This window comes from Thalassovita gelatinovora (genome assembly GCF_001458355.1).
GTDB lineage: Bacteria > Pseudomonadota > Alphaproteobacteria > Rhodobacterales > Rhodobacteraceae > Thalassobius > Thalassobius gelatinovorus.
In genome coordinates this window covers 181,711-194,294 of the sequence record NZ_CYSA01000027.1, presented here as the reverse complement: position 1 = coordinate 194,294, position 12,584 = coordinate 181,711, and the positions used below count along the sequence as shown (strand labels likewise).

The 12,584-nt window shown below is 58.3% G+C and carries 9 protein-coding genes and 1 riboswitch; all 9 genes read right to left on the bottom strand.

What is annotated here, in order from left to right; translation table 11 throughout:
- Positions 1-5 precede the first annotated feature (5 nt).
- A riboswitch (SAM-SAH riboswitch) is annotated at positions 6-54 on the bottom strand.
- 32 nt (positions 55-86) lie between these two features.
- The 9 genes from lnt to TG4357_RS19870 all read right to left on the bottom strand — a co-directional run bounded on the left by lnt (position 87) and on the right by TG4357_RS19870 (position 12,527).
- The gene (gene lnt / locus TG4357_RS17255; RefSeq protein WP_233487556.1) at positions 87-1,628 is read right to left on the bottom strand and encodes an apolipoprotein N-acyltransferase; all 1,542 of its coding nucleotides are present in this window, start codon (positions 1,626-1,628) and stop codon (positions 87-89) included.
- Between the two features lie 2 nt (positions 1,629-1,630).
- Positions 1,631-2,521: a hemolysin family protein gene (locus TG4357_RS17250; RefSeq protein ID WP_058264197.1), complete on the bottom strand. Its 891-nt coding sequence runs from the start codon at positions 2,519-2,521 to the stop codon at positions 1,631-1,633.
- 35 nt (positions 2,522-2,556) lie between these two features.
- Entirely contained in the window at positions 2,557-3,075 is a 519-nt protein-coding gene (gene ybeY, locus TG4357_RS17245; protein ID WP_058264139.1) for an rRNA maturation RNase YbeY, read from the bottom strand.
- 71 nt (positions 3,076-3,146) lie between these two features.
- Positions 3,147-4,157 carry a PhoH family protein gene (locus TG4357_RS17240; RefSeq protein WP_058264138.1) on the bottom strand — a complete coding sequence of 337 codons (1,011 nt, stop codon included), beginning with the start codon at positions 4,155-4,157 and terminating at the stop codon, positions 3,147-3,149.
- Positions 4,158-4,302: 145 nt separating this feature from the next.
- Positions 4,303-4,617: a hypothetical protein gene (locus tag TG4357_RS17235; protein WP_058264137.1), complete on the bottom strand. Its 315-nt coding sequence runs from the start codon at positions 4,615-4,617 to the stop codon at positions 4,303-4,305.
- A 21-nt stretch (positions 4,618-4,638) separates the two neighbouring features.
- Positions 4,639-5,211, bottom strand: coding sequence for an OmpA family protein (locus TG4357_RS17230; protein WP_082644189.1), 573 nt, complete (start codon positions 5,209-5,211; stop codon positions 4,639-4,641).
- Between the two features lie 231 nt (positions 5,212-5,442).
- Positions 5,443-8,313 (bottom strand): Calx-beta domain-containing protein, encoded by a 2,871-nt coding sequence (locus tag TG4357_RS17225; RefSeq protein WP_058264136.1) that lies wholly within the window; start codon positions 8,311-8,313, stop codon positions 5,443-5,445.
- A 179-nt stretch (positions 8,314-8,492) separates the two neighbouring features.
- Positions 8,493-9,662 carry a calcium-binding protein gene (locus TG4357_RS17220; RefSeq protein WP_233487554.1) on the bottom strand — a complete coding sequence of 390 codons (1,170 nt, stop codon included), beginning with the start codon at positions 9,660-9,662 and terminating at the stop codon, positions 8,493-8,495.
- Positions 9,663-9,872: 210 nt separating this feature from the next.
- The gene (locus TG4357_RS19870) at positions 9,873-12,527 is read right to left on the bottom strand and encodes a calcium-binding protein (protein ID WP_058264134.1); all 2,655 of its coding nucleotides are present in this window, start codon (positions 12,525-12,527) and stop codon (positions 9,873-9,875) included.
- Positions 12,528-12,584 lie beyond the last annotated feature (57 nt).

Sequence of the window (12,584 nt, the reverse complement as noted above, 5' to 3'; positions counted from 1 at the left end):
AAAAGTGCTCCATTAGTTCCTGCCCGCCACGTCAGGAAGCCGTTGTGGCGGGGATGAGTATTGGTTACGCGCGCCGGTCGACTGGGTCAATCGGCTTTTCGGTGCCGCCCTGCCGCATTACCCATGATAACGGCCAGAAGCAGTATAAGAATAGCGATTGCTGCAAAAATGTCGCCGGTGCGCGCATAAAGTGTGGGCGGCGCCGCGGCCGGCAAAGGCAGATCGATCCACCCGGCCTGCCCCAGCGGCAGACTGCCAGTCACCCGGCCGGTGGCATCGATCACCGCCGATATGCCGGTATTGGCGGCCCGCAGCATCGGCAACCCCTGCTCAATGGCCCGCAGCCGCGCCTGCGCCAGATGCTGATACGGGCCGGAAAACTGCCCGAACCAAGCATCATTGGTCAGTTGCAGCAAAAATTCGGGCCGCGACGGGGCTGCCGCCACATCCTGCGGAAACACCGCCTCGTAGCAGATCAGCGGCAACGCCGTGCCCAGGTTGCCCAGATCGAACAGGCGCGGACCGGGACCGGCGGAAAATCCGGCGCCCTCTTTTGCCGACATCCGGCCAATGCCGATCCGGCTCAGCATATCACCAAAGGGGATATATTCTCCGAAGGGCACCAGATGATGCTTGTCGTATACCTGCCCGACCGCCCCATCCGCGCCCAGCACGGCGGCGGCGTTAAAGATCCGCGCCCCCTCCAGCCGTTCGATGCCGAAAACCAACGGAACCCCCTGCGCCGCATCTGCCATCACCCCAAGCGTGTCCTGACCGTGGTCCAGAAACACCGGCACCGCGCTTTCCGGCCAGACGATCAGGTCAGGGCGCGGCAGCGCCGTCGTGGCGTCGATCTGGCGGCGAAAAAACACCGGGATGTAATCCGGGTCCCATTTTTGATGTTGCGGCGCATTGGGTTGAACCAGCCGCACGATCGGGGTGGTGCGCGGTGCCGGGGCCTGCGCGGCGATATACGCCCCGCCAGCGAACAGCGCCACCAATCCGAGAACCGGGACAGCCGCACGCAGCGGATGGGCGGCAAACATCTGCCGCACTGCAACGGCAGCGGCCAACGCGATCAGGCTCAGCCCATGCGGCCCGACCCAGGCCGCCCATTGCGCCATCGCAGAGGCGATCCAGATATGGCCGATCAGCGCCCAGGGAAACCCGGTCAGCAAGTAAGACCGCGCCAGTTCCGCCAGCGCCAGCGCCGCGATCCAGCCGACCGGCCCCTTGCCGACCCGGTGGGCCAAGGCTGTTGCCGCGCCCCAGAATAGCGCCAGACCCGACGCCATCAGGATCAGCGCGAACGGTGCCATCCAGCCATGCCGGGCGATATCGACCAGAAACGGTTCGACGATCCAGGCCAGCGCCAGCGCGAAATATCCCAGCCCACCGGCCCAGCCGATCCAAGCCGCATCCCGCCAGCGGTTGGAACTCAAAAAGCCAGAATACAGCCCGGCCAGACCGACCAGCGCCAACGGCCACAGATCAAACGGAGCTTGCCCGGTTGCAGCCAGCGCACCGAACAGCACCGCCAGCCCCATGCGGCGGCGCAATCCCTGCCCGTTCATCCAGGTTTCGAAATGCGGGGCCAGCGCCCAAAGCGGAGAGCGCGCGGTCGCCAATTTTACGCCCCTTGAGTTTTCAACCGGACCCGCAACCGCTTAATGCGGCGCGGATCGGCATCCACGACCTCGAATTCATGGCCCGCAGGATGCAGCACCACTTCGCCGCGCACCGGCACCCGACCGGCCAACATGAAAACCAGCCCGCCCAGCGTGTCGATTTCTTCTTCATCGACTTCTTCGGCCTCGGTCAGCGACAGGCCGCTTTCCGCTTCGAATTCATCCAGGGGCGTTTTCGCCACCGCCAGATATTGCCCGGGCTTTTCTGCTGTCCAGAACTGATCTTCATCGGTGTCATGTTCGTCTTCGATTTCGCCCACGACTTCTTCGATCAGGTCTTCGATGGTGACCAGCCCGTCAACGCCACCATATTCGTCGATCACCAGCGCCATATGCCGCCGTTCGGTCTGCATTTTCTGCAACAGAACCCCGATCGACATCGAAGGTGGTACAAACAGCAGCGGCCTGAGCAATCCGCGCAGATCGACATCCTTCTGGCCGTCACCATTGAAGCCATAGCCGAGCGCAAAGTCCTTCAGATGGACCATGCCTAGCGGGGTATCCAGCGTGCCATCAAAGACCGGCAGACGGGAAAACCCGGTATCGCGGAACACTTCGACCAGTTCTGATTTGGAAATGTCGGCGGAAACCGCGACGATATCTGCCTTGGGAATGGCCACATCATTAACCCGAATGCGTCCCAAAGATTGCAGATCAAGTGGCCGCCGGATCTGTTCCGGGCCGGTCTTCTGCTGATCAGAATCAAGCGCTTCTACAGCATCTTCGGGGCTGTGGGTCGCAAACATGCGCCGGAGGAAACCGGGTTTGCGAGTACTGTGTGTTGGCAGCGCGCTTTGCGCCGCCATAGAAGATCCGTCCGTGCTATCGCCCATCATACCTTACCAACGTGAACGGGCACACCGCCCGTCTATGTATCCCTATATGGGTCAGGAAGACCCATTTTGCCAAGTATTTCGATTTCCAAGCCTTCCATCAACGTGGCATCCTTGTCACGGATATGGTCATAGCCCAGCAAATGCAGCACCGCATGCACCATCAGATGAGTGATATGATGGTCTAATGGTTTGCCTGCCTGCATCGCTTCACGCAGGCAGGTTTCATACGAAATGGCAATATCGCCCAGTTCCTCGGCCGGGCCTTCGTCCGTTCCTGCCGGTCCGGCTTTGGGCAGGTCGGGCATGTCGCCGGCAATTTCCGCCCCGCGTTCTTCGCTGGGCCAACTCAGCACGTTGGTGGCGGTGGGTTTTTCGCGGAAATCTGCGTTCAGATCGGCAATCCGGGCATCATCGCAGCCCAGCACCGCGATTTCGTACGCGTCGGGGGCAAGACCGAGATGGACCAGCGCCGCACGCGCCGCGGATTCAGCCAACAGGTCCAGCTTGGCCTCCTGCCAGCGGTCGTCTTCGAGGATCGTATCGGTCAGCATCTGTCATCCGCATCGTTGCAGTGGGGGCCAGCCCCCACACCCCCGGAGTATTTCGGGTATGCTGAAAGAGATCAGGCTTCACCCGCCTCATAGGCTTCGATGATGGCAGCGACAAGGGGGTGGCGGACCACGTCCTTGGAAGTGAAATAATTGAAGCTGAGCGCCGGGATATGTTTCAGCAACCGTTCGGCATCGTGCAGCCCCGAAGACACCCCGCGCGGCAAATCGATCTGGCTGCGGTCGCCGGTGATCACCATGCGAGATCCTTCGCCCAGCCGCGTCAGGAACATTTTCATCTGCATCGAGGTGGCATTTTGTGCTTCGTCCAGAACCACGAACGCATTGGCCAAGGTCCGCCCGCGCATGAAGGCCAAGGGCGCGATTTCGATCCGTTTTTCTTCGATCAGCTTGGCGGTCTGTTTGCCGGGCAGGAAATCGTTCAGCGCGTCATAGAGCGGCTGCATGTAAGGATCGACCTTGTCCTTCATGTCGCCGGGAAGATAGCCCAGCTTTTCGCCCGCTTCGACCGCCGGACGGGACAGGATGATCCGGTCCACCAGCCCGTCAATGAACATCGACACGCCGACAGCAACGGCGAGATAGGTTTTACCGGTACCCGCCGGGCCGATGCCGAAGGCCAGTTCGCTGCCAAACAGGTTCTGAACATAGGCTTTCTGTGCTTCGGTGCGCGGTTCGACCAATTTTTTGCGGGTCTTGATTTCAACCTTGCCGCCGCGGAACATTTCCAGCTGGTCGCCATCCTGGATACCGGTTTCGGTTTCCGCGCTGCCCATGCGGAGTTCGCGGTCGATATCGCCGCTTTCCACGTCGCGGCCCGCTTCCAACCGTTCATAAAGCGCCTGCAAAACGGTTTCGCATTCTTGCACCGCGCCGGTTTCACCGTGAATCGACAGCTGATTGCCGCGCCGCAGGATATGCACCCCGAGTTTTTGTTCGATCGCGGCCAGATTGCGATCATATTCGCCGCAAAGGTCAATCAACAAGCGATTGTCTGGAAATTCCAAAACCGCTTCATTGAGGCTTTCGGGATCGGTGGGCGGGATCAGCACGCTGTGGGACAATCAGGTCTCCTTGCATCTGGTTGCAACCCGATGGTGCCAACTTCCCGGCCAACACGCAAGATATAGTGTCAGATTGTCACGAAACCGGCACAAAAAAAACCGCCGGTGGCGAAACCGGCGGCTTTCAAATTACATTCCCGTCAGATCACAGGACATCGGGGAAGGTGCTGCCGCTCTTGAACGGCCCCGTCGCCACGCCCGGAGGTGCCGCGCCGGAACAAACCGGCTTGCCGTATTTGTCCAGACGCTGTGACAGGTATCCTTCGACGCCATCGTCGATGATCCAGTGATCGCAGCCGTTCGGATCGACCCAGATACCGGCCTTCAACTGGCTGAGATGTTTCTTGTCAAAGCCCCGGTCGCGGGTCTTGTCAGATCCCACCGTGCCGTGGCCGGCCACTTCGCAACCGGCCAGCGTGCCGATCATAGCGAGAGCTGCGATGGCTTTCCCTAAAGTCATGTCGTTTTCTCCCTCGCTTGGTCAGCGGATACAGATGATTTCAACGCGGCGGTTCTGTTGCATCCCCGCAGCGGTCGAATTCGATGCTTTGGGCACACGTTCGCCGTAACCGCGCACGTCGACGACTGAAGCCCCGACCGAAGCAGCAACGCTGGCAACCGAATTGGCCCGGTTATAGCTCAGCCGCATATTATAGGCGTCCGATGCCCGGCTGTCGGTATGACCGGCGATGACATAGGCCCGCGCCTGCGATTGCTGGAAGAAATCCTGCAACCGTTGGCGTCCCGTCGCGTTGATGCGATAGCTGTCGGTCGCAAACAGCTGATCGCTGTTCATAACGCCACAGACATTACCCCGGCGACAGACCGGAATCCCCTGACGGTTCACATGCGGGCTCATATAGCCTTCTGCGCCGTCATCCATCACCCAATGTTCGCAACCATCCGGGTCGATCCAGATCGTTGGAATATAGCTTTCGCCTGAAACAGTCGTCCCGCCGGCATCCTGCGCGGCCGCAAATTGCGCCGAGCCCGTGATCCCCATAACCGAAACGACTGCGCATGCGAAAGCGGTACGAAATGCTTCGGAAATCATTTTCGCCACAGCCCTGTCCTTCGTGTTGTTACCCCCCGGGCCCGCCAAACTTGGCAGCAAACAATGCGAGGCCCGACGCAAATGAATGCGCCGAGTGTAACACCTTTATGGGGTAAGTGAAGGAAAATTAACTACATATTGCGTCGAATTTGGAAACAGTACTACAAATTCCCCCGGCATTGACGCAAAACGGACAAGGAAACGATCTTCGAAATCTTCGGAACGCCGCGCTCAGACCAACAGGTTATATTCGGTTCCGTCGATCAGGATGTTGATTTCACCCTGCGCGCCGCCATCGACAAGCGCCCACATGATCTGCCCGGTCGGGCGGTAGATCACGAAGGCCTCTTCGACACCGGCCACACCTGCATTGGCCGTTTCGGTCAGGTTGACCTGGAACTGGTCCGCCGTGGCACCGCTTTGGCCAAAGACCAGAACATCGCCATCCGCAGCAGTATAATCCTGAATCCAGTCGCTGCCGTGATCATAGACACCAAGATGAAAGAACCTGTCAGCACCATCACCGCCATTGACCCGATCATAGCCGAAACCACCATTGACGAAATCATCGCCATCGCCGCCGAAAATCAGGTCCGACCAGGCCTGCCCGGTCAGAACGTCATCCCCCGCCGCGCCGATGACGGTATCGACACCGAATCCACCCGAGATGGTGTCATTGCCGCTTTCACCGCGCAATTCGTCATTGCCATAGCCGCCGTCAATGCTGTCATCGCCATCGCCGCCATAAATGACGTCGCGCAGGTCATTTTCACTTGTCCCGCCGATCAGCGTGTCATCGCCGGCCCCGCCGCTAATCGTGTCGGTACCATCGCCACCCGACAGACTGTCATTCCCATCCAGCCCCGAAACGCGGTCGTTGCCCCCCAAAGCATCGATGCTGTCATCCCCGTCGCTGCCGGTCAGGGTGTCGTCACCTTCCGTCGCTTGGGCGTAATTTGTCAGCGTAATCGTGTGTTCCGGGATCACCCCTGCAAAACTGGACCCAGTTGCAGGTTGATAGTTCAGCACAATGGTTTCGGGGTTTTCATTGAGAAAATCCGCATTGACCTGCATCACGACGGCACCATCTGTCTGACCGGCAGCGAAAGTCAGTTGATTGGTTATCAAGCTGAAATCCGACCCATTGCTGGCCGTGCCGCCATTGACCACCACATTCAGGGTCAATTCGGAATCTGGAGCGCGCGAAAGCGTGACCGGCACCGTGATTGTCGCTACGCCTTCGGCGGGTTCGCCCACCGTCATCGGTTGGCCAGCCGCTGCGATGTTCAACCCGACCCCGTCATCGTCTCGAATGAAATTGGTTGCGGTCAGGCTGTCGGAGCCGCCCGCCAGAACCGCACCGGAAGCATTGCGAAGGGTGAGGAAAACAGATTCGTCACGTTCATCCTCAGTGTCGGAAGCTGCCCTGATATAAATGCTTCGAGAGGTTTCACCGGCTTCGAAAGTAAGCGTTCCGTTATTGCTGTCGGTGCTCGAACCGTAATAAAGATCGCTGTCCAGAGCGGTGCCCAACTGGGTCGAATAGTCGACTGTAACCGCTTCATCAGAAGGCTGCGACAGGGTCACGATATACCGTAAATATCCGGAATAGTGCTCTGCGGTTTCGACCACGTTGGTGATCGACACAACCGGTTGCGTACCGATGCCGGTATCGTTGTCGATCAACGTGGCCTGACCGGAAAGCCCTGCCGTCCCCAATGACACGTTGTCAGACGGTGTCAGATTCAGCGCAAAGCTTTCTGTAAATTCACCCGTCGTATCGCCCAGAACCTGCACTCGTACAGAAGCGTGATCCTGACCCGGTTTGAAGCTTAAAATCCCTGAAAGGGCGACATAATCGCTTCCCGCCAAGGCGGTTATATCAGCGGTTTCATAGTCAACCGTGAACGCTGTGTCAGCGGGACGCGACAGTTGAATATCAAAAACCGCGTATTGGGTGCCATTGTCGGCCTCGGTCAGAACCGGGTCAGAGACTTCGAGAATGGCGTTCGGCCCGACGCCATCATCGTCCAGCATGAAACCGCGCGCCGATACGCTGTTGTCCCCCCCGGCGAAATTGGCGTTGTCGCTCAGATTGACCAATTCAAGGGTGAACGCACCGTCGCGTTCATCATCGCTATCGCTTTGCAGCCGAATAAAAACATCAGTGGTGGTCTGACCCGGCGCGAAAGTGGCGGTTCCGTTATTGCTGGAATCCGAAGACCATCCATAGAGATCGTAATCTGAAGCCGTTTGGTCCAGTAGCAGCCGGTAATCCACAGAAACCGCATCCACGGCGGGTTCCGACAGGGACAGGGTGAAGCGAACGTAATCGCTATAATGTTCAATAGTCGCACCACCGGTGATCGACAAAGTCGGCCCTGGACCACTGTCATCATCCAGAATTAACGCGGTCCCCACCGCGCCGGTATCGTCTATGACCGGTGAATCTGGCGGCGTCACGACCAGCGAAAAATATTCGCTGGTTTCGCTCGTCATATCCGTGGTCACCGGCACCCGGACCTGCGCCGTTCTTTGACCGGACAGGAAGGTCAGCGTCCCATTCGTCGCCGTATAGTCAAGCCCGGCCAGCGCCGACCCGTCCGCAGTGTTATAAGAAAGCGTGAATTGTGAACTGGCCGGTTGCGACAAAACAATGTCGAACACAGCTTCCCGCGCGCCGTCATCACCTTCGACGATCACGGGATCGGAAACGAACACGGCAAGGTTCGATCCTTCTGCGTCATCATCGAGAACGGTACCGAACACCCGCGAGACCAATTCGCCATTTTCGAATTCGGCATTTGGCGACAGGTTGTTCAACTCAAGCGTGATGGACTCGTCCATCTCGTCGATCGAATCTGCACTGGATCGGATCATAATCGTGGCGGAGGTTTCACCGGGGGCGAAGGTGACGGTGCCGTTATTACGGCCGTCGGTCGTCCGGTAGTAGAGATCGAAATCGTCTGCTGTCCCGTTCAGCAGCGTCCTGTAATTCATCGTCACCACATCGACAGATGGTTCCGACAACGTGACAATGAATTGCAGGTAATTGCTATAGTGTTCTTCGGTTGTGGCGGGCGAAATTGAAACAGTCGGCATAGGAATCAGCCTTGTTCTAAGAGTTGAAGAGAAAAAGAAATTTTAATCGTAATCTGGTCAAAATCGGCTTCATTGTAGCAAAAAACCAATTTTGACTCAAATTCTGTTCTTTCTCACTCTTGCGAGGCCGCTACTTACACCAAGTTTTCTGTTCCTTTTGCATTTTCAATTCGATGGCATCACGCCAACAGGTCGTGTGTTACCCCGTCCAGCACCAGATTGATTTCATCCTGCGCGCCGCCATCGACAAGCGCCCACATGATCTGACCGGTCGGGCGGTAGATCACGAAGGCCTCTTCAACCCCGGCCACACCTGCATTGGCCGTTTCGGTCAGGTTGATCTGGAACTGGTCCGCCGTGGCGCCGGCTTGACCGAAGACCAGAACATCGCCATCCGCCGCCGTATAGTCCTGCACCCAGTCGGAGCCGTGATCATAAACGCCCAGATGATAAAAACGGTCCGCGCCTGTGCCACCATTGACCCGGTCATAGCCGAAACCGCCATTGAGGAAGTCATCGCCGTCACCACCATAAAGCAGGTCCGACCAAGCCTGACCGGTCAACGCGTCATCGCCCGCCATTCCGATCACTGTATCGACGCCGTAACCTCCGATAATCGTGTCGCTGCCGTCGTCGCCACGCAATTCGTCATTGCCGTAACCACCGTCAATGCTGTCATCGCCATCACCGCCATAGATGACGTCGCGCAGATCGTTTTCGCTTTCGCCACCGATCAGCGTGTCATCGCCATCATTACCGATCAGGGTATCGTTTCCGTCGCCACCGCGGATCGTGTCGGACCCAGCGGTGCCTTCAAGTCGGTCATCTGAATCAGTGCCCAAAATTTCGGTCGGCGTGTCGAAATCACCCCAACTTGCTGTTGCTCCTGCCGCATAGGGACCGCTTTCAGGCGCGGTGAACCAGCCCGTGCTTGCCATCACCCACGCATCGAATGCCTCGGGGGTATCGAACTCGGGCAAGGGATCACCGTCCAGATAGATATAGACGGTATCGAACCCGATAACCGCGTCTTCGGCCCCCCGGATATGCACATCAATCTGCATCACATCGGTGACCAATCCTTCGCCATGGGTGACGTGGTTGATCGAGACCGGATTGTCAAAACTCAGGCTGGCAACCTGTCCCTCTGTCACGCCAGTATAAAGCAAAGTGTGATCCGCCAACGCATCGCCGTCCAGACCGCCCCATTGGTCGATCTCGAACATCAACTCATCATCGGGGACCTCAATCGTGACTGGCCCATAGGCATAGGTGCTGGTGCTTTCGCTCCAGTCAGCATTGAACCGCTGGGTGTAAACATGTGCATCATACAAGAAGGAAACTGTCATCATAATCCCTTTAATCTGATCGGCAGGCGGCGTTCCCAGATTGGTCCGGGCACCTCCGATCCCTTATATGAATTATCGCATATAATATGGGCAGATCGCCTTGATATGGGTCAACAGTCTGGCGTGAAGGGGGCGGCAAACAGGACAAACGCCCGACCAACAGGCCGGGCGTTTGCACAAGTGTTCTTCAGGTTTTGATTTCGTCCCGGATTACGCCAACAGGTCGTGGGTGACCCCGTCCAGCACCAGATTGATTTCATCCTGCGCGCCGCCATCGACAAGCGCCCACATGATCTGACCGGTGGGGCGGTAGATCACGAAGGCCTCTTCGACACCGGCCACACCGGCATTGGCCGTTTCGGTCAGGTTGACCTGGAACTGGTCTGCGGTGGCGCCGGCTTGACCAAAGACCAGAACATCGCCATCCGCCGCCGTATAGTCCTGGACCCAGTCGGAGCCGTGATCATAAACGCCCAGATGATAAAACCGATCCGCGCCAGCGCCGCCATTGACCCGGTCATAGCCGAAACCGCCATTGAGGAAGTCATCGCCGTCACCACCATAAAGCAGGTCCGACCAGGCCTGACCGGTCAACGCGTCATCGCCCGCCATGCCGATCACCGTATCGACGCCGTAACCGCCGATAATCGTGTCGCTGCCGTCGTCGCCACGCAATTCGTCATTGCCGTAACCACCGTCAATGCTGTCATTGCCATCACCGCCATAGATGACGTCGCGCAGATCGGCTTCGCTTGTCCCGCCGATCAGCACATCATCGCCCGCTTCACCGTTCAACGTATCGTTGCCATCGCCACCGTTGAGCGTGTCAGCGCCTTCGCCGCCGATCAGGCGGTCATTGCCGCCTTCACCGTCGAAGCGTTGCGCCCCGTCATTGCCGGTCATCGTATCGTCAAACAACGTACCCTGCACCTGCTCGATACCGGTAAAGGTGTCGGTGTCGCCGAAACCATCGGTGGCCGATCCAGTGCCTTCTGCGGTGAAAACGACGCTGACGCCAGCGTTGCCACCGCCCGTTTCATTGTCCCAACGATAGACCAGCTGGTCGGTGCCGCCGCCTCCGGTGATTGTGTCGTCTCCTGCAAGCCCCGCCCAGCCGCGCCAACCGCTGCTATTGTCGCCGGTGAACTGATCGGCCCCGTCGCTGCCTTCGAAATAATGCGCATAGGTGAAACCGTCCGAAACCCCGACGTTGTTACTGGACACGTTGCCAGCACCGTCTTCGTTGACGTAGATGAACAGCCCGCCAGTGCCGGAAACATCGGCATAGGACAGGTCGATACCTTCGCCCGCAGCCCAAAGCGCCGCATTACCGATGATAGTATCGGCCCCTTCGCCGGGCCGGAAATAATCGCCGGAGCCTTCGGTCGTGGCATCGCCGGCCGACCCATCCAACAGATCGTTGCCACTGCCGCCAAAAAGATGGTCTTGGCCGGTGCCGCCAATCAAGGTGTCAACGCCGTCACCACCATAAAGCCAATCGTCCCCCGCGCCGCCTGACAGGCTGTCGAATCCATCCGCGCCGAAAAGCCAATCATTGCCAGCGCGACCATCCAGAATGTCATGGCCACCACGGCCATCAAGCGTCTCGTCGCCCGCCCCGCCCAGCAGCGTATCGTTGTCGGTGCGCGACCCGCGCACATCTTCGATATTACTCAGGTGGTGGGTAAAGCCATTGCCATCCCATTGGCCGGTTGCCATCCCTGCTTCCAGATCGACATTGACCGCCGTGACACCGGACCGATCATACCGCACCCGGTCATAGCCCGCGCCGCCATCCAGCGTGTCATCGCCCCGTTCCAAGATGAAGCTTTCGTCCCGGTCGCTGCCGGTGATGGAATCGTTGTAATCGGTGGCACCGATTTCCAACCTTTGATCACCACCCAGAATATTGATCTGATCGGTGCCGCCCAACCCGTCATTGCTGACCACGCCGGTAGACAGGTCGGCCACCATGCCCTGGGTCGCCCCATCGACTCCGTCCCAGCCAAAAAACAGACGGGTGATATTGTTCAGCGTCAGGTTGAAGGTGTCATTGCCCGCACCGCCGCTGACCGCGACCCACGCATCTGCAGCCGAGGTGATGGTAAACGTGTCGTTATGGGTGGTGCCGATGATGCCAAAGCCGCCATTTTCAGCGGTCATGGCCGGAGCAAGGGTATTGAACGTGTCGGTGCCATCAGCCCCGGTCACCGACGCGGTGCGGGCCCCGGCATCGACCGTGGCAGTGATGCCCGAAGACAGCAGGTCATATTCGATTTCATAGTAGCTGTTTTCGTTGGCTTGCGCGAAATCGTAGACGTCATTGCCAGCGGTGCCGTGCAGCCGGTCATAACCTTCGTTGGCACCTGGGTTTATCGTATCATTGCCGGCCCCGCCGATCAGGGTGTCGTTGAAATCGGTTCCGTTGACCGTCATGTTGGCCGTGATAAACGGCGACAAATCTTCAAAATCGTTCAGGCTCAAGCCACCAACCGCGCTGCTGGCGTCAATGGTGATCGGACCGGCAGAATTGAACAAATTGGCCAGAAGGGCCGGATTATCGGCCTCGATCCCGCCAAGGGCATTGTTGAATTCCACCAGCCCCCAGTTGATGCCCGATACCGTGGCGATTGTGTCGCTGCCGGACGTGGCAAAGCTCATGCCGGTGATCGTCCCACCGGTCGGGTCGTCGCCGGAAAAGGTGAACCCGCTGCCGGTCACCGTCGTCACGATGCCCGTCGTAGGTTGTTCCAGTAGAAACTCACTGGCGCTGTTAACGGTCAGGTCGACATCGACCTCGCCAGACGAGTTGAAAAAAGCGTCGCCCAGAAAATCCTGATAATATCCGTTATAAGTCAGAAGCATGGTGTCCCCCCGAAATAAAATATTAGCCTTATAAAGTGATAAGTTGCCGCCCGCGCC